The sequence below is a fragment of the Xanthomonas sp. NCPPB 3959 genome (assembly GCF_056675575.1).
Genome location: NZ_JBWWVR010000009.1, coordinates 24,465 through 42,580, shown reverse-complemented (window position 1 = coordinate 42,580; position 18,116 = coordinate 24,465). Strand labels below are relative to the sequence as shown.

Annotated in this window: 17 protein-coding genes; 2 read left to right on the top strand and 15 right to left on the bottom strand. The window is 65.4% G+C overall.

The window, feature by feature from the left end; all coding sequences use genetic code 11:
* Nucleotides 1–44: 44 nt before the first annotated feature.
* Nucleotides 45–845 (top strand): SDR family NAD(P)-dependent oxidoreductase, encoded by an 801-nt coding sequence (locus tag AC1KVG_RS12020; RefSeq protein WP_481094547.1) that lies wholly within the window; start codon nt 45–47, stop codon nt 843–845.
* Nucleotides 846–917: 72 nt separating this feature from the next.
* Here the strand turns inward: AC1KVG_RS12020 and AC1KVG_RS12015 are convergent, their stop codons facing one another.
* The 10 genes from AC1KVG_RS12015 to trpB form a co-directional block, all read right to left on the bottom strand.
* The gene (locus AC1KVG_RS12015; RefSeq protein ID WP_481094546.1) at nt 918–1,346 is read right to left on the bottom strand and encodes a group I truncated hemoglobin; all 429 of its coding nucleotides are present in this window, start codon (nt 1,344–1,346) and stop codon (nt 918–920) included.
* A complete protein-coding gene (locus AC1KVG_RS12010) occupies nt 1,346–2,221 on the bottom strand; it encodes a DUF3034 family protein (protein ID WP_481094545.1) in 876 nt (291 codons plus the stop codon). Before AC1KVG_RS12010 ends, AC1KVG_RS12015 begins: the two co-directional genes overlap by 1 nt.
* Nucleotides 2,218–4,602 (bottom strand): putative bifunctional diguanylate cyclase/phosphodiesterase, encoded by a 2,385-nt coding sequence (locus AC1KVG_RS12005; protein ID WP_481094544.1) that lies wholly within the window; start codon nt 4,600–4,602, stop codon nt 2,218–2,220. Before AC1KVG_RS12005 ends, AC1KVG_RS12010 begins: the two co-directional genes overlap by 4 nt.
* Nucleotides 4,599–5,288, bottom strand: a complete 690-nt coding sequence (locus AC1KVG_RS12000) for a methylamine utilization protein (RefSeq protein WP_255085511.1) — start codon at nt 5,286–5,288, stop codon at nt 4,599–4,601. Before AC1KVG_RS12000 ends, AC1KVG_RS12005 begins: the two co-directional genes overlap by 4 nt.
* A 207-nt stretch (nt 5,289–5,495) precedes the next feature.
* Complete coding sequence (locus AC1KVG_RS11995; RefSeq protein ID WP_023904468.1) at nt 5,496–6,434, bottom strand: isopenicillin N synthase family dioxygenase; 939 nt, start codon at nt 6,432–6,434, stop codon at nt 5,496–5,498.
* Between the two features lie 124 nt (nt 6,435–6,558).
* Nucleotides 6,559–7,908, bottom strand: a complete 1,350-nt coding sequence (gene glmM / locus AC1KVG_RS11990; RefSeq protein ID WP_481094543.1) for a phosphoglucosamine mutase — start codon at nt 7,906–7,908, stop codon at nt 6,559–6,561.
* Between the two features lie 127 nt (nt 7,909–8,035).
* A complete protein-coding gene (gene accD / locus AC1KVG_RS11985) occupies nt 8,036–8,920 on the bottom strand; it encodes an acetyl-CoA carboxylase, carboxyltransferase subunit beta (protein WP_006450578.1) in 885 nt (294 codons plus the stop codon).
* A gap of 455 nt (nt 8,921–9,375) precedes the next feature.
* Entirely contained in the window at nt 9,376–10,182 is an 807-nt protein-coding gene (gene trpA / locus AC1KVG_RS11980; protein WP_046933005.1) for a tryptophan synthase subunit alpha, read from the bottom strand.
* A 38-nt stretch (nt 10,183–10,220) separates the two neighbouring features.
* Complete coding sequence (locus AC1KVG_RS11975; protein ID WP_023904473.1) at nt 10,221–10,430, bottom strand: hypothetical protein; 210 nt, start codon at nt 10,428–10,430, stop codon at nt 10,221–10,223.
* Nucleotides 10,430–11,647 carry a tryptophan synthase subunit beta gene (gene trpB / locus AC1KVG_RS11970; protein WP_043889309.1) on the bottom strand — a complete coding sequence of 406 codons (1,218 nt, stop codon included), beginning with the start codon at nt 11,645–11,647 and terminating at the stop codon, nt 10,430–10,432. The genes AC1KVG_RS11975 and trpB overlap by 1 nt, the downstream gene beginning before the upstream one ends.
* A 108-nt stretch (nt 11,648–11,755) precedes the next feature.
* On the opposite strand from trpB, the gene AC1KVG_RS11965 reads away from it, so the two are divergent.
* On the top strand, nt 11,756–12,685 hold the full coding sequence (locus AC1KVG_RS11965) for a LysR family transcriptional regulator (protein ID WP_481094542.1): 930 nt from the start codon (nt 11,756–11,758) through the stop codon (nt 12,683–12,685).
* Between the two features lie 171 nt (nt 12,686–12,856).
* On the opposite strand, the gene AC1KVG_RS11960 is transcribed toward AC1KVG_RS11965, so the two are convergent.
* From AC1KVG_RS11960 to AC1KVG_RS11940, 5 genes are all read right to left on the bottom strand, one after another.
* Nucleotides 12,857–13,525 carry a phosphoribosylanthranilate isomerase gene (locus AC1KVG_RS11960; RefSeq protein ID WP_006449444.1) on the bottom strand — a complete coding sequence of 223 codons (669 nt, stop codon included), beginning with the start codon at nt 13,523–13,525 and terminating at the stop codon, nt 12,857–12,859.
* Entirely contained in the window at nt 13,522–14,295 is a 774-nt protein-coding gene (gene truA, locus AC1KVG_RS11955; protein WP_205394356.1) for a tRNA pseudouridine(38-40) synthase TruA, read from the bottom strand. The genes AC1KVG_RS11960 and truA overlap by 4 nt, the downstream gene beginning before the upstream one ends.
* A gap of 172 nt (nt 14,296–14,467) precedes the next feature.
* A complete protein-coding gene (locus AC1KVG_RS11950; protein ID WP_481094541.1) occupies nt 14,468–14,875 on the bottom strand; it encodes a VOC family protein in 408 nt (135 codons plus the stop codon).
* Nucleotides 14,872–16,815, bottom strand: a complete 1,944-nt coding sequence (locus AC1KVG_RS11945; RefSeq protein ID WP_481094540.1) for a motility hub landmark protein FimV — start codon at nt 16,813–16,815, stop codon at nt 14,872–14,874. Before AC1KVG_RS11945 ends, AC1KVG_RS11950 begins: the two co-directional genes overlap by 4 nt.
* Nucleotides 16,816–17,083: 268 nt before the next feature.
* The gene (locus AC1KVG_RS11940) at nt 17,084–18,109 is read right to left on the bottom strand and encodes an aspartate-semialdehyde dehydrogenase (RefSeq protein WP_481094539.1); all 1,026 of its coding nucleotides are present in this window, start codon (nt 18,107–18,109) and stop codon (nt 17,084–17,086) included.
* Nucleotides 18,110–18,116: the final 7 nt, after the last annotated feature.

Sequence of the window (18,116 nt, the reverse complement as noted above, 5' to 3'; positions counted from 1 at the left end):
TCTGTCCATTGCCTGTCCCATCCCCTCTTCAGCAGGAACCTGCCATGTCTGTTTCGCCTGTCTTCGCGCTGGTCACCGGCGCCTCCAGCGGCATCGGCCGCGAGATTGCCCGCGCCTACGCCAGGCGCGGCGTGCCGTTGATCCTGACTGCACGCCGGGTGGACAGGCTGGAGGCACTGGCCGCCGAGTTGAGCGCGTTGGTACAGGTCCACGTGTTGCCGGCCGATCTGGCCGACCCCGCAGCGGTAGAGGCGCTGGTTGCGCAGATCCAGCGCAATGGCTGGACGGTAGGCACCTTGATCAACAACGCCGGCTACGGCGTGCCGGGCCGCTATCTGCACAACGACTGGGCCACGCATGCGCGTTTTCTGCAGGTGATGGTGGCCGCGGTGTGCGAGCTGACCTGGCGGCTGTTGCCGATGATCCGCGCCAGTGGCCAGGGTCGCATTCTCAACGTGGCCTCGTTTGCGGCGCTGACGCCGAGCGCCGACGGGCAAACGCTATACGCGGCGAGCAAGAGCTTCCTGCTGCGCTTCAGCGAATCGCTGGCGCTGGAGAACGCCGATTGCGCGGTGAAGGTCTGCGCGCTGTGCCCGGGCTTTGCGTGGTCGGAATTTCACGACATCACCGGCACACGCGAGGCGATGTCCACCCTGCCCCGCTGGGCGTGGCTGCAGGCCGATGCCGTGGCCGAATACGGCATCGAAGCACTGGAGCGCGGACAGGTACTGGCAGTGCCGGGCTGGCGCTATCGCCTGGCCAATGCCGGGTTACGATTGCTGCCGCACGCGCTTGCATTGCGCCTGATGGCGCGCGGATCGCATCGGGTGCGCCCGCTGGATTGAGGCGACTGGGCGGTGGATCAGCGTAGGTGCGTACGGCTCTGCACGACTGCATGACCATGCCCAAACGGGATGTCAGTGATTGACGATGTCGCCGTGCATTGCCGCCAGTCGTGCGAGCAAGCGATTCTGCGTGCGGCGCGGAATCTTGCGCTGATCCATCGCCCAGTTCAGATCCTCGACCAAGGCATTGAAGTCGCCTTCGCGAATGACCAGATGCGCATGCGCCTGTTTCATCGACTTGGCGGTATCCGGGCATGGCCCATCGCTGACGTGGCAGAACTTTTGCACCAGACGCTCGTTGAGCATGACGATGTTGACGCGCGCGAATTTATCCACGATGCGTTGATCGTCGGCAATGCGCGAGAGCATGGTTTCCACCAGCGCTTCGATCCCGGCTTGCCCGCCGAGTTCGTCGTAGAGCGTCTGGCGCGGTTGCGTGGTGGCGCAGGCGCTCACCAGGCCGAGCACGCAAAGCAGGCAGCAGCGCAGCCATCGGTTCATCAGAACGCCACCTGCAAGGAAAGATAGGGACCACGCTGATCGGTAAGCGTGGCGATGTCGCCAAGGTCTGCCCAGGCCGCGGTGAACGACACATGCTTGCTGGGAAACCAGGCGACGAATGCGTCTGCCCAAGCCTGTTCGCGCGCGAAGCCCAGATTATCGGGTTTGTCTCGGTATTCCACGCCCACTGCCAGGGAGGGCGACAGCATCACCGCAGCACTGGCCTCGGCCACCAGCCGGTAGCTATTGCGACGATCGCCGCCGAAGCCGAGCAAGCCGGTCTGATTGGCGCGGGTGGCGCGCAGGGTGCCGTTGAGCAACAGCTGATAACCGCCAACGCCTTGCAGAAACAGCCGGCTGGCGCTGACGTACACATCGGTGCCGTGGTCGTCGCGCGCACCGATCGCCAGGGGCAGCGTGCCGTTGCGCAAACGCTTGTATTGCACGCCCAGACTGACTTGCGGCGCGCCCCCATACACGAGGTCGCCATGCAAGCGCAACTTTGCGCCGAACACGTCCTGACCCAGCGCATTCCACGGCAAGCTCAATCGGTCCTGCAACGTGCCCAGATCCAGGCGTTGCCGCGCGAGCGACAGCTCCAGCCGGTTGCCGACGGTGAGCGCGGCGCCCTGCACATCCAATCGGTAATCGCCGCTGTCCACGTGGGTGGCGAACACGACGGTGGCAAGTTCATCGCGCGTGCCGTAGCCCGACAGCGTGGCCCAAGGCACGATGCCGCCGCCGCTGCTGCCTTCGATCATCGACACACCGCCGGTGGCAAGCAGACGCCCTTCTCCAGCAATCGCCAGTGTCGGCGTGAGTGCCAAACAACCCAACACTGCAGCAGACTGCGCAGCCCGCACCCACTTGCTCATCGTTGCGCTCCTGCTTGCGCGGCCGGCACCAGATCGAGTTGACCCAGATCGAGTTGACGCATGCACCAGGCCACAAACGGCACTTCTTCCAGCGGCGGCGCGTACAGATAGCCCTGCACCATGTCGCAGCCATAACTGCGCAGCAGCCCGAGCGCCGTGGCGTTTTCCACGCCTTCGGCGATCACGCTCAATCCAAGGTTATGCCCCAGATCGATCGTGCTGCGCACGATGAATGCATCGTCGGTGCCTTCGGCCAATTGCATGACGAAACTCTTGTCGATTTTCAATTCGTTGACCGGCATGCGCTTGAGCTGCGCCAGCGAGGAATAGCCGGTGCCGAAGTCGTCGATGGACAGGCGCACGCCGACGCTGCGCAGCTGATGCAGCATGTGCAGCGCGAATTCGACATCGCGCATCAACGCGCTTTCGGTCAATTCCAGCGTGACCCGCTCGGCCGCCACCGCGTGATGCTCCAGACGACCGCGCACATAATCCGGCAGGCCGGGGTCGGACAGATCCAACGCGGAAAGATTGATCGCCATGCCCAGCTCCAGGCCCTGGCTGCGCCATTGCGCCTGGCACCGCAGCGCTTCGTCCAGCACATAGCGGGTCAGCGGGTGGATCACCCCGGAGTGCTCGGCGAGCGGAATGAACTCGTCCGGGCCGATCGGCCCCAGCACCGGGTGATGCCAGCGCACCAGTACCTCGACCTGTTCGACCCGATCGCTGCGCAAACAGATCTTGGGCTGGAAGCGCAGGGTCAGTTCGTTGCTGGCAATCGCCTGGCGCAGATCGCCAGTGAGCCTTAGACGACGCAGATGCTGCTCGTCCTGGCCCAGGCGATACACGCTGCTGGCACCGATGGTGATGACATTGCCGCCCTGGCGACGTGCGATATCGGCGCGTCGCAGCAAGGTATCCGGATCGGCGCCGTGTTCGGGGATCAAGGCGATGCCGATGCTGGCTTCCAGCTGGATGCGCGCCTGCGGCAATGCCAGTGGGCGACGCAGCTGCAGCAGCAATCGCTGCGCATCCTGCTGCACGCTGGTCATATCGGCCTGCGCCACCACCACCATGAATTCGTCGCTGCCCAACCGCCCGACCACATTGGGCTCCTGCACGACCTCGGCAAGGCGGCGCCCTGCTTCGACCAGCACCTGATCGGCGAAGTCGTGCCCCAGGCTGTCGTTGAGTTCCTTGAAACGCTCCAGATCCAGGATCAGCACGGCAGCCGTACCACCCGAGGCCACGGTCTGGTCGACCACCTGTTGCAGCCGCTCCAGCAGCCAGATGCGATTGGGCAGGCCGGTCAAGGCATCGTGGCGCGCCTGATGCAGGATGTGCTGCTCGCGGCTGGCGATCTGCTGCTGCATGCGCCCGAAGCTGTCGGCCAGCTCGGCCAGTTCACGTCCGGGCGGCACCTGCACCGCGGTGTGGTAATCGCCGCGCTGGATGCGTCGTGCTGCCTGCACCAGTTGCGCGACCGGCTGGCTGACGCTGCGCGCGAGAAAAATCGCCACACCGAGTGCGGCGGCCGTGGCCAGACCGGCCAACAACAGAATGCGCAGCTTGAGGATGCGGTACGGTGCGACCGCACGATCCAGCGAGGCCTGCAAGGCGACCCGCACATGACTGTCGCCCTGGATCGATTGCAGTTTGACCAGGTAACGCGCGTCGGCCAGCGTCAGCGGGATCGCTTCGCCCTGCCCCGCTTCGGCGGCGGGCAGCTGCTGCGGGAACTCGGCGCGCGCAGCCGGCTCCAGGGTGGAGGCAAGCACACGCACCGGCGGGCCATCGGTGAAAAACGTCGCATCCAGCCCGGTGGTGGTACGAAAGTCCTGCGCAAGCCCATCGCCGGACTCGTTGCCGATCGCGATCCAGCCCACCCGGTTCGGCGCCAGCACCTGTACCACCGCAAGCCGCACGATGCGTTGATCCAGTGCCACCACCCCGACCGCGTGCCCGTCGCGTTGCGCCTGCTGCAGCAGGGCCTGCACGGCGCGCAATTGCTCGGCTTGCGGCAGATCCGCCAGCCCGGTCAGGAATTCGCCATCCGGCGACAACAGCACTGCGGTCTGCGCCGACATGCGCGCGGCATGGTTACGCAATGCCGACTGCATGGTCGGCACATCGCCACTGGCCACTGCCGCACGGAAACCGAAATCGTCGGCCAGTACCGAGGCCGACTGCAGCAGCTGCTCGTCGCGGCGCACATTGATGCGTTGCCAGACGCGTTCGCCGATCTGCAATTCTTCGCCCAGTTGCGCCTTGACGCTGCGCTCGGTGGCGACCTGCACTGCGATGAAGGTCAGCACTTGCGTGGCGAGCACGACCAGGACCACCAAGGCCGCGATACGGGTATGCAGGCGCATCGCCTTCATGGATGCGGCTTCTTCGGGTCGGCGCGACGGAATTTGTCCTGCAGCGCGCGCACGCGCTCATCCGGTGGTGCCGCCATCGGCGCGGCGCCGGTGGTCTGCAGGGTCACGCGACGCTGCACTGCATCGCGCGCAAGCAGCAACGGCTCGGTGACCACGGCACCCTTGATGCGCGGATGCCAGACCCGCAGCGTGTAGGTGCCTGCCGGTGCATCCAGTTGCACGCGGCCGTCGCTGCCGGTCTTGCCGAAATACGGCGTCTCCAGCACCACGATATAGCCAAGCATCCAGTCATGGATATTGCAGCCAATCGTCACCAGGCCCGCCTGATCGAAGCGGATCGGCGTGGCCTTGGTACCCTGAAACAGCGGCAATTCGAAACGCTTGGCAGGCGAAAAGGAATAGACCTGATGGCGGATCTGATCGTTATTCGGAAAGCGCACCAAGGTGCCAGTGCGCACCGCCAGGACGGCGGGCACGAACTGCGAATTGATCTGATCCATTTCCGCGGTCTTGGAAGCAGTGGGTGGCGCCGGACGCGCCGGCTCCAGACTGACCACCGCATCGACCAACATGCCGTTGGCATCGGCCACGGTCACGCTGACCGGCGTTGCCACCACGGCGCTTGCGGCGCAGTACACCAGCAACACCGAAACCACACCTATCCGTTTGAACCATTGCGTCCGCATGCGCCCCCCCAAACCTAGTGCAATCGGCAGCGGGCGCCAGGCGAATCCGACGTCGCGCTAGCGATCAGACTGAGTTATCGGCTGAGGTGAACGCAAGCTTTAACCAGACGCGAGCGGAATTTTTTGAACAGAACTGTGTTGTCGGTCATTACCCGTGTTGCGAGCGCGGCTATTCGCTGCGCGCGCTGATAGGGACCGCGTGCTGGATTACTTCAGCTTGATCTCGCGCAGACGCTCTTCCAGGAAGCCGTGTGCGGTGATCGGCTCGGGATAGCGACTCGGGTTTTCGGCAGTGATGCACGAAGGCAGCACGTCGATCAGGAAGTCCGGATTCGGGTGCAGGAAGAACGGCACCGAATAACGCGGCTTGCGCGCTGCTTCGCCCGGCGGATTGACCACGCGATGAATGGTGGACGGGTACACATGGTTGGTGAGGCGTTGCAGCATGTCGCCGATATTGACCACGATGGTGTCGGCATCCGCTGTGAATGGCACCCACTCGCCATCGTTGGAACGCACTTCCAGACCGGCCGCGCTGGCACCGACCAGCAAGGTGATGAAGTTGATGTCGCCATGCGCGCCGGCACGCACGTTGGGGATGTCGTCGCTGGTGATCGGCGGGTAGTGGATCGGCCGCAGGATCGAATTACCGTTGTTGGTCTTGTCAACGAAATAGTCCTGCGGCAGGCCGATATGCAGCGCCAGCGCCGACAGCACGCGCGAGCCCAGGTGATCGAGCTGCTGGTACAGGCGGTAACCGCGCTCGCGGAAACCGGGCACTTCTTCGGGCCACAGGTTCGGCGTCATCACCTCGCGATATGGCGAATCGTCCGGAATCTCGCGGCCGATATGCCAGAACTCCTTCAGATCGAAATGCTTGGAATCCTTGGCCGTTTCCACACCGAACGCGGTGTAGCCACGCGCGCCGCCACTGCCTTTGACGTGGTAGCGCTGCTTCACCTCTTCAGGCAGCGCGAAGAACGCCTTGAACACCTCGTAGGCGCCATCGATGTCGGCTTGCGCAATACCGTGATTGCGGATGCCGGCAAAGCCCCACTGCCGATAGGCCGCACCGAGCTCGGCGACAAAGGCGTCGCGGTCGCTGTCGAAACGGGTGATGTCCAAGGTCGGGATGCGGGCGCTCATACGGATATCTGCAGTCGAAGTCGAGGAGTCAAAAGGAAGGCCTGCTGTTCAGGACAGCAGGCGATACAACAGGTAGAACGTCGCGGCCTTGGCAAAGACCACGCACACGCCAATGATCAGCGACTCACGCCGCGTCACGCACGGCACCCGAGAGTCGGTCCAGCGTGTCCTGCATCAGGCCAGCGTCGTCGGCTTCCACCGTCACGCGCACCACCGGCTCGGTGCCGGAGGGACGCAGAAACGCGCGGCCACGCCCCTGCACGGCGGCTTGCGCCTGCTGCAGCGCCTGCTGCACGCCAGCGGCTTCCACAATCGCCTTGGCAGCGCCGCCATCCAGACGCACGTTGATTGTTTTCTGCGGCACCTTGCTCAGGCTGCTCAAGGCCTGGCGCAGGCTCTGTCCATCGCGCCCCAGGGCCTCGAGGACCTGCAGCGCACTGACGATGCCATCGCCGGTGGTGGCGCGGTCCAGGCACAGCAGATGGCCGGAGGTTTCGCCACCCAGGGTGCCGCTGCCTTCCACCAACGCCTGGTGCACGTAACGGTCACCGACCTTGGCGCGCTGGAACGGGATGTTCAATCCAGCCAACGCCTGTTCCAGGCCGTAGTTGGTCATCAGCGTGCCGACCACGGTGCCGGTGAGCCGGCCGCTGGCCTGCCAGGAACGCGCAAGCACGTAGAGCAGATCGTCGCCATCGACCGGGTTGCCCTGGTCGTCGGCCATCAGCACGCGATCACCGTCGCCATCGAAGGCGATGCCCAACTGCGCACCGCTCTCGCGCACCTTGGCGGCGAGATTGTCGATATGCGTGGAGCCGACGCCGTCATTGATATTGAGTCCGTCAGGTGCGGCACCGATGACCACCACGTCCGCACCCAGCTCGCGGAACAGCATCGGCGCGATGTGATACGTGGCCCCGTGCGCGCAATCCAGCACCATCCGCAAGCCATGCAGGGTGAAGCCGCGCGCCACGCTGGCCTTGCAGAATTCGATGTAACGGCCGATCGCATCGCGGGTGCGGATCGCCTTGCCCAGACGCTCCGATTCCACGGTGTGGAACGGCTCGTCGAGCGCGGCTTCGATCGCCGCTTCGGTGGCGTCGTCGAGCTTTTCGCCTTCGGCGGAAAAGAACTTGATGCCGTTGTCGTAATGCGGATTGTGCGAGGCACTGATCACCACGCCGGCATCGGCGCGCAGCGTGTTGGTCAGGAACGCGATGGCCGGGGTCGGCATCGGGCCGATCAACTGCACGTCGGCACCTGCGGCAACCAGGCCGGCTTCCAAGGCAGCTTCGAACATATAGCCGGAAATGCGGGTGTCCTTGCCGATCAGCACCAGCGGGCGCTTACTGCGCCCGGCGGTGAGCACGCGGCCGAGCGCATTGCCCAGCCGTAGCACGAAATCGGCCGAGATCACGCCCTGCCCGACCCGACCGCGGATGCCGTCGGTGCCGAAATACTTGCGGGCGCTCATGGAGCCGGGACCGGAAGCGTCGGGACCTGCGGCCAAGGAGCAGGGGCCTGGAAGGAGCAGCCATCGACGGAAGTCCACAGGTCGCAGACCACGCTTTTCCCGGGGACCGCCAGCAGGAATACCAACCTCACGCCACCGCCTCTTGCGGATGCGGCTGACGCATCATCATCGCGGTCAGATCGGCGAGGCGGTCGCGCATGTCGCGGCGGTCGCAGATCTGATCGATGGCACCATGGTCGAGCAGGAACTCCGAGCGCTGGAAGCCCTCCGGCAACGTTTCGCGCACGGTCTGTTCGATCACGCGCGGGCCGGCGAAGCCGATCAAGGCATGCGGCTCGGCGATGTTGATGTCGCCCAGCATCGCGAACGAGGCCGACACGCCACCGGTGGTGGGATGGGTCAGCACCGAGATGTACGGCAGGCCCGCTTCGCGCAAGCGGCCGAGCGCAGCGGAGGTCTTGGCCATCTGCATCAGCGAGAACAGGCCTTCCTGCATGCGCGCGCCGCCACTGGCGGAGAAGCACACGAACGGGCAGCCCACTTCCAGCGCCACTTCGGCGGCACGCGCAAAACGCTCGCCGACCACCGAGCCCATCGAGCCACCCATGAAGGCGAAATCGAATGCGGCGGCGACCAGGGGGTTGCCCTTGAGCGTGCCACGCATGGCGATCAATGCGTCGTACTCGCCGCTGGCCTTCTGGCTGGCCTTGATGCGCTCGCCGTAGCGCTTCTGGTCCTTGAACTTGAGCACGTCGACCGGGCCCAGCTGGGCGGCGATTTCGGTGGTCGGGGCATCCACATCGAACAGTGCGGCCAGGCGCGCGCGGGCGCGGATCGCCATGTGGTGGTCGCATTTCGGACACACCTCCAGGTTCTCCTCGAGTTCGGGCCCGTACAGCGCGCTGCCGCAATTGCTGCACTTTTCCCACAGGCCCTCGGGGACGCTGCGCTTCTTGGCCGGGGTGTTCTCGGTGCGGATGCCGGAGGGCATCAATTTGCTGAGCCAGCTCATGCGTGTATGACAATCCATGCAGGGCGGCCTTACGGGCCGCAGAGGGGCGTAAGTCTAACGCGCTGCGGGAAAGGCGAGGTAGCGCGGGGGATGAATGTGGGGATTGGTGGCAGTTCGGAGGACTAGCTGCGAGCTTGGTTCTAGGTGGTTGCGCGGGTGTTTGGAGTGAAGGTCGGTTTGTTGTGCTGCGCCTTACTCTGGTTGGCGTGCACCTGTGGTTGGGATGCACGTGGCTTCGTCCGTACCCTCATCCGCCCCTGCGGGGCACCTTCTCCCGACGGGAGAAGGATCAAAGCCCCTCTCCTGCGGGGCGAGAAGGCACGGCTTGCGCGCCACTGGCGCGCGTGCCTTGGAGCGCCCGCGCCGCAAGCGCGGGCCGGGGCGCGGAGCGGGGGTTGGGGTGAGGGTGCGGGCGAAGCCACGTGCATCGACGCGAGAGGGGCTTTGGGCTGGTTTCAGGGATGATCCAGTGCCTGGCGGAGCGGGGTTAGGAACGCTTCGGCGTATTCGCGGGCGGTGCGGACATCGGGGGCTTCGGCCAGGGCGGCGACCAGGGCGCTGCCGACCACCACGCCGTCGGCATCCACGGCCATTGCGGCGGCGCTGGCGGCGTCCTTGATGCCAAAACCGGCCACCACCGGGGCGCCGGCACGCAGGCGCAGCTGGCGCAGGCGATCGCCCGCCGCGGTGGTGTCGAGCAGATTCGAAGCGCCAGTGACGCCGGCGAAGCTGACGTAATACAGATACCCCTGGGCGCTGCTGCACAGCATGTCCAGGCGCTGCTCGCTGGTGGTCGGCGAGGCAAGCGCGATCAGGGCCAGGCCCACCTCGGTGAAGATGGCGCGGGTCTCGGCGGCCTCTTCGGGTGGCAGATCCACCAAGAGCAAGCCATCCACGCCGGCGGCGACGGCGGCTTCGGCAAAGCGCCGGGTGCCGTGGATCTCGATCGGGTTGAGGTAGCCCATCAGCACCACCGGGGTGGTGGGGTCTTCGCGGCGGAATTCGTGCACCGCTTCCAGCACATAGGCCAGGCCGGCGCCACGGCCCAGCGCGCGCTCGGAGCTGCGTTGGATGGTGGGGCCGTCGGCCATCGGGTCGGAAAACGGCACACCGAGTTCGATCACGTCGGCACCGGCGCGCACCAGCGCGTGCATCACCGGCACGGTGGCTTCCAGCGAGGGATCGCCGGCGGTGATGAAGGGGATGAGCGCCTTGCGGCCATCGGCACGCAAACGTTGGAAGGTTTCGTCGATACGACGCATTGAAAGACCTTGAAGAAGTTAGCTGCGGTACGACCGCATCAATGGATGTCCTGGTACATGGCTGCGGGCAGTTCGGTCAACGCTTGCGCGTCCACCTCGACGTCGAAACTGTCCAGGCAGCAGCCGCAGCCGGTATTTTCCGAACACGTGCGGATCTGCGGCGCCCAGCGGTCGAGCCAGGCGAACAGCAGGTCCTGTTCGCCTGGCTGGTCGGCTAGCGCGGTCACGGTGACACGCCGCAGCGGCATCAGACTTGCACGCCTTCGCGCGCGGCGATGGTGTGCACGTCCTTGTCGCCACGGCCGGACAGGTTGCACAGGATCAATGCGTCCTTGGGCATCTCGCGCGCGAGCTTGATCGACTGCGCCACCGCATGGCTGGACTCGAGCGCGGCCAGAATGCCTTCGGTATGCGCCAGCAGATGGAATGCGGCCATCGCCTCGTCGTCGGTGATGCCCTGGTAGACCGCGCGACCGCTGTCGGACAGGAACGAATGCTCCGGGCCGACGCCCGGGTAATCCAGGCCAGCGGAGATCGAATGGGTTTCGGTGATCTGGCCATCGTCGTCGCAGATCACATAGGTGCGGTTGCCATGCAGCACACCGGGGCGACCGGCCGCGATCGAGGCGGCATGGCGACCGGTGGCGATACCGTCACCGGCCGCTTCGGCGCCATAGATCTTGACGCCCGGGTCGTTGAGGAAGGCATGGAACAAGCCGATCGCATTGCTGCCGCCGCCGACGCAGGCACTGAGCGCATCCGGCAGACGGCCGTAGTCTTCCAGCATCTGCGCGCGCGCTTCGCGGCCGACAATCGCGTTGAAGTCGCGCACCATGCGCGGATACGGATCCGGGCCGGCGACGGTGCCGATGATGTAGAAGGTGTCCTGCACATTGGTGACCCAGTCGCGCATCGCTTCGTTGAGCGCGTCCTTGAGCGTGGCCGAGCCGGAGGTCACCGGGATCACCGTGGCGCCGAGCAGCTTCATGCGGTAGACGTTGATCTTCTGCCGTTCGATATCGGTGGCGCCCATGTAGACCACGCACTCCAGGCCCAGCCGCGCAGCAACCGTGGCGCTGGCCACGCCATGCTGGCCGGCGCCGGTCTCGGCGATGATGCGGGTCTTGCCCATGCGGCTGGCCAGCAAGGCCTGGCCGATGGTGTTGTTGATCTTGTGCGCGCCGGTGTGGTTCAGGTCTTCGCGCTTGAGCAGGATCTGCGCCCCGCCCACTTCGCGGCTCAGGCGCTCGGCGTGATAGATCGGGCTGGGCCGGCCGACATAATGCTTGAGATCCTTGTCGTATTCGGCGATGAAGGCCGGATCCTGGCGTGCCTGGTCGTAGGCTGCGGACAGTTCCTGCAAGGGGCCGATCAAGGTCTCGGCGACGAACCGACCACCGAATTTGCCGAAGTGGCCGGCAGCGTCCGGATAGGCGTAAAAGTCACTGATGGGCTGGGCCGACATGGGAATCCTCTGCAGCAATGCGGTCATACGAGAAGCACGCACTTTAGCGCAGCCAGCCGGTGCGATAAATCGATAAGATTGCCGCAACCTGTGACCTGGACTCACACAATGAGTTACCCGCTTCCGCCGCTGGCGGCCTTGCGCGCCTTCGAATCTGCCGCGCGCCTGCAGAGCGTCAGCCGGGCTGCGCAGGAACTACACGTCACCCATGGCGCCATCAGCCGGCATGTGCGCACCCTGGAGCAGTCACTTGGAACTGCCCTGTTCACCCGCCAGGGCCGCGGCCTGGTATTGACGGCAGCAGGCACGCGTTTGCGCGATGCGACCGGGGAAGGCTTCGCCTTGATCGGCGAGACCTGGGCTGGGCTGTTAAGGCGCCCTGGCAGCGAGACGCCGCTGGTGCTGGGCTGTTCGGGCAGTCTGCTGGCGCGCTGGGTCATCCCGCACCTGGGCCGGCTGCAACAGGACCTGCCCGATGTGCGCCTGCATCTGTCGGCCGGCGAACAAGCGCCAGGCCCGGACCTGGATGGCCTGGATGCGGCACTGCTGCTGGACACACCGCCCTGGCCCGGCGAGTGGCAGGTGCACGAGCTGGGCGTGGAATGGATCGGCCCGGTGCTGAGCCCGCAGCTTGCATCCACGACGCAGCTCGACGGAAAAGACCCTGCCGCCCTGCTCGATCACGCCTTGCTGCACACGCGCTCGCGCCCGCAGGCCTGGCCGGAATGGGCGCAGACACATGGTGTGGCACCCGAGGCGCTGCACTTCGGGACCGAGTTCGAACACCTGGTCTATTTACTGGAAGCCGCTGCCGCCGGTCTGGGGGTCGCAATCGCACCGCAACCGTTGGTTGCAGCGGATCTGGCCGCCGGCCGCCTGCTGGCACCCTGGGGATTCACGCCAACGCGCGGGCGCTGGGTGCTGTGCGCCGCAAAACGCAACCCGGATCCGCGGATCGAGCGGCTCGCTGGTTGGCTACGCGGTGCATTGACTGAAGATCAGGTGCAGACACCTGCAATAGATATCGCGCACGGCTAAGTGCAGCCATCAAGCAACCGCGTCGTTCAAGAAGCAAGCGGCTGCGCGATGGTTAGCCGGAAAGCCGAGCGACCAAGAGCAATGTGTAGCGGCGACAAGCGCTCCAAAACAGCGGCACAAGCCCGAGCTCCGCTTGCCTAATCCCTAATCTCAATTCCCCAATCCCAAAACTCACGACATCTCGTGGCAATCGGCCCGGCGCACTTCTTCGACGAACTTGCGCATCATGTGGCCGTCCTTGATGCCGGGCGCCAGCTCCACGCCGCTGGACACGTCCACGCCCCAGGGCAGCGTTGCCACGATCGCGTCGAACACGTTATCGGCGTTGATACCGCCGGCCAGCAGGAACGGGCGATGCAGGCCGGTCGGCAACCGCGACCAGTCGAAGGTCTTGCCGGTGCCGCCGCCTGCGCCGGGCGCATGGCTGTCGAACAGGAAGCCGGCTGTATTGGGATAGGCCAGCTGCAAGGTGCGCGCGTTGGCGTCTTCACCATTGACACCGGTGCTGCCCATCGGTACGGCCTTGAGATAGGGAAGATTGAAACTACGGCAGAACGCGTCGTCTTCTTCGCCATGGAACTGCAGCAAGGTCGGGCGTACGGTACGCACCACCTCGCGTACTTCTTCCTTGGAATTGTTGCGGAACAGCGCCACCACATCGACCATCGGCGCGGTGGCCTGACGCATCGCGCGCGCCTCGGCCGGTGCCACGCGGCGCGGGCTGCCGTGCGCAAAAATGAAACCTACCGCGTCCACACCCAGCTCGCCTGCCAGTCGAATATCACCGGCGCGGGTCATGCCACAGAACTTGATACGGGTGCGGTACAGCGATCGATTCATTGGGTGACCTCAGCAGGCAGATGCCACTCTGCGGGATACAACGGCCCGACAAACACCAGGCCTTGTGGCGGCGCCGTCGGCCCGGCCACAGAGCGGTCGCGTCCGGCCAGCAACGTCGCGATCCAGTCGACCGGTTGTTCTCCAGTTCCGACCAGGATCAGCGAGCCAACAATATTCCGCACCATGTGATGAAGGAATGCATTGGCCTGGACCTGCATCTCCACCACTTCGCCAATCCGCTGCACGCTGATGGCCTGCAGATTGCGGCGTGCATGCGGCGCCTGGCATTGCACGCTGCGAAATGCGTTGAAGTCGTTCTCACCCAACAAGGCCTGCGCCGCTGTGTGCATGGCATCTGCATCCAGCGGGCGCCGCTCCCAGCTCAAGGTCTGCCGATACAGCGCGGGGCGTATCTGACGATTGAGCAGGCGATAACGATAACGGCGGGCACGTGCGGAAAACCGCGCATGGAAGTCGGCCGCCGCCGGCACGCACCAGCGCACCGCGATCGAGGGCGGCAGCCGCGCGGTGGTACCCAACGTCCAGCTGCGCGGGTCGCGGTGCGCGTCGCTGTCGAAATGCACCACCTGGCATTCGCCGTGGACGCCGGCATCGGTGCGGCCTGCGCAGATCACCTGTACCGGAGCATCGGCGACCGACGACAGGGCCGCCTGCAATCTGGCCTGCACCGTCGGCCCGCCGTGTTCGCCCAATTGCTGCCAGCCTTGAAACTCGCTGCCGTCGTACTCCACGCCCAGCGCGTAACGCATCGGAACCTGCCTGTTGTTGAATCGATTGAGTGTGCGGACCAAGCGCGGCCGGCAAAGCGTCGCGAGCGATCTTCAATGAGGGCACAAACCGCGCGCAAGCACCTCAGTGTGACGAGTGGCGATACCGCACCGGGCACCGACCAGCGCGCCTGACGCTGAGCGCAGCGGTTTGTCAGTCGCCCTGCGCGGCGGCGCGCTCGGACCACACCGCCAGCGTCGTGCCACCGGGCTCACGGAAATGAAATCGGCTGCCACCGGGGAAGCCGAACACCGGCTTGACGATCTCGCCACCGGCAGCACGTATGCGCTCGATCACTGGTACCAGGTCGTCGGCATACAGCACTACCAGCGGACCCGCTTCAGCCGCTGCCGGCGCAGTGGAACGGTAGAAACCACCGTCCAGGCGCCCGTCGTTGAAGGCCAGGTAATCCGGGCCATAGGCCTGAAATTGCCAGCCGAAGACCTGTTCGAAAAACGCGCGGCTGGCGTCCGGATCGATCGAGGCGAACTCCACGTAATCGATGCGACGCTCGCGTGCGGCACGCTTGTCTGCGGCAAGGCTGTCCATGGCCGGGCTCATGTCAGCTGCTCCAGCAATTCGGCCGCTTCGGCACGCGTGGCCTCATCGCCGGTGGCGGCGACTTCCAGCAACAGGCCGCGTGCGGTGTCCTTGTCGCCCAGATCCATATAGGCCACTGCCAGCTCCAGACGATCGCGGCCTGCGGACGTAAATTCCCTGTACGTATGTGCGTCAGGCGCGGCGGGAGCAATGGGAGATTGCGCGAAATCCAGGCTGTCCTGGGTGGCAACCGCTGCAGGCGGTGCGACTGGCGGAAGATCGCTGATTGCGTGCTTTGGCTCCGGCTCCAGATCCAGTTCCGGCGCAGGCGCAGGCGCAGGCTCGACGTACTCCGGCACCGCCACTGGAGCCGGAGCCGGCGGCGTTGCACGCAACGACCGCCAATCCTCGCTGGTGACCACGACCGGCGCAGGCGCTGGCTCAGACAGCAGCGGCTCGCGGCGCAACACCTCCGACAGCGGCTGCTGCGCATCGTAAGCGCGCTCGTCCTCGCGCAGATTGGCCTGCTCGAATTCGGTCTCATGCACCACGTCGTATTCGCTGGGCTGCGTGGCGAGCTCGGCATCCTGCGACTCGTCCGTCTCGGCTGCAGCACCCACAGGCACGAAGTCGAACTGACGACGCGGCAACGGTGGTAGCGGCGAGGGTTTGCGGCGACGCGCAGCCAGCCATGCGACCACGGCCGCAACGATTAACACCAGCCCGCCGATCAACCACAACGGCAAGCCACCGCCCTGCTCCGCCGCAGCCGGCGTCTCCGACAGGCGCTTCTGCGCGGCGGCCAGATCGGTGTTCTTCATTGCGATCAAGGCTTGCTGTTGCTGCTTGAGCTTTTCCAGATCGGCCACGCGCGTGCGTAGATCCTGCAATTCCGCATCGCGGGTGGCGATGTCTTCCTTGGCCTGTTGCAACTGTTGGTTGGCCGCCATCTCGCCCTCGCCTTCGGCACTGGTGCCGGACGTGGCGCCGGCGGTGTTGGTCTGAATCGCCACTGCCGGGGCGATCTCGAGCCGCGCGCTGCCCCCCGCAGTGGTGGGCGCAGCAGGTGCTGCGGATGTAGGCGGTGTTGCGGCAGCCGCGCCGGCTTCGGCCGGCTGCGGAATAGCCGAGCGCGCCTGCCGCCACTGGGCAGCCTGCTCGCGCACCATCACCGCCGCTTCGGCCGCACCGACCTGTGCCAGCGCCTCTTCCTGCGGCGTACGCAGCACTGCGCCTTGCTTCAGGCGATTGATGTTGCCGCCGATGAAGGCATCGGGGTTGGTCCGCAACAACGCCAGCATGGTCTGATCCAGCGAATGCCCACTGGAGCGCGCCACGGCGGCGGCGATTTCCGACAAGGTCTGGCCGGAGCGCACCGCCGGCAATGCATCGCCGGCCTGCGCGGCAGCGGCAGCGCTTCCACTGCGGCGTGCAGTTGGTACGGTAGCGGCAGTGTTTTGATCGGCGCCTGCGGCAGCCGGCGTCGACACCGGGGACTGGCGGGGGATCGTATTGTTGGCACCGGCGCGCGGCGCCTCGATGGCCGGCCCGGCGATCGCAGCCGCGGTGTTGGGCGCATCGACCAGCGCGGAATACTCGCGCACCAGACGCCCCTGGCCCCACTCCACTTCGATCAGGAAGTTGATCGCCGGCTGGTCGACCACCTGGCTGCTGGTCACGCGAATCACCGCACGCCCGCGCGCATCCTGCGCGAACTGGAACTGCAGGCTGCTGACCAATCCCTGCGGGCGCTCCAGGCCAACCCGCGCGAAGGTGGTCGCCGATGCCAGCGCCACACGGGCGTTGTCGAGTTCGCCCGGTTCGTTGGAGATGACCGGAATCTCGGCCACTAGCGGTTGCCCAGGCTTGGACAGCACCCGGATATCGCCCAATCCCAACGCCATGGCGGTGCCGCTGCAGACCATCAGCAGCAACGCACCTATCGCTTGTATCGGACGCATCGCGCCCCCGCCCCTATGTTTCATGGGCATCAATATAGCCGCTGAATGAGCGAAAAAGTCGGCCACCTCGCGCGGAGTGCACAGGCCATCGCGATGCGGCATCCATGCAGCAGGCCATCGGCAGCGCATCTGGTAGGAGCGCACTGGTGCGCGATGAGGCTTCACTGGGAAAGCTTCATCGCGCGCCAGCGCGCTCCTACTGACGCGATGAGGCACCACTGGGAGAGCTTCATGGCGCGCCAGCGCGCTCCTACCGAACGACCGTGCTTTAGCCTTCCTGTGCGACCAGCTCGGCCAGCTGCACGGCGTTGAGCGCGGCGCCCTTGCGGATGTTGTCCGAGACGATCCACAGATTCAGACCGCGCGGATGCGACAGGTCCTCACGGATACGGCCGACGAATACCGCGTCCTTGCCGGAGGCGTGCGTGACCGGGGTTGGGTAGCCGCCCGGCTTGCGCTCGTCCACCACTTCGATGCCGGGCGATGCTTCCAGCAGCGCGCGCGCTTGCTCGGCAGTGATCTTGTCGCGGGTTTCGATCGCCACCGCCTCGGAGTGACCGTAGAACACCGGGACACGCACCGCAGTGGGATTCACCATGATCGACTCGTCACCCAGGATCTTGCGGGTCTCCCAGACCAGCTTCATCTCTTCCTTGGTGTAGCCGTTGTCCTGGAAGTCGTCGATGTGCGGGATCAGATTGAACGCGATCTGCACCGGGAAACGCTGCGGTTCGATCTGCTGGAAGCCCAGCAGTTCGCTGGTCTGCTTGCCCAGTTCTTCCATCGCCGAGCGACCGCCACCGGACACCGACTGGTAGGTCGCTACATTGATGCGCTCGATGCCGTACTTGCGGTGGATCGGGCCGAGCGCGACCAGCATCTGCATGGTCGAGCAATTGGGGTTGGCGATGATGCCGCGCGGGCGCTGCTTGAGCGCTTCGGGATTGACCTCCGACACCACCAACGGCACATCGTCGTCGTAACGGAACGCGGAGGAATTATCGATCACCACCGCGCCGGCAGCGGCGAACTTGGGGCCGTATTCCTTGGACACGCTGCCGCCTGCGGAGAACAGCGCGATGTCCACGCCGGTAGGATCGAAATCAGCCAGATCCAGCACATCGACCTTGCCGCCGTTGAACTCCACCTGCCCGCCGGCCGAACGCGACGACGCCAGCGCGTACAGGGTGGCGACCGGGAAATTGCGCTCTGCCAGGATGCTCAGCATGGTCTCGCCGACAGCGCCGGTGGCGCCCACGACCGCGACGTTGAAACGACGGTTTTCGTTGCTCATGAGATTG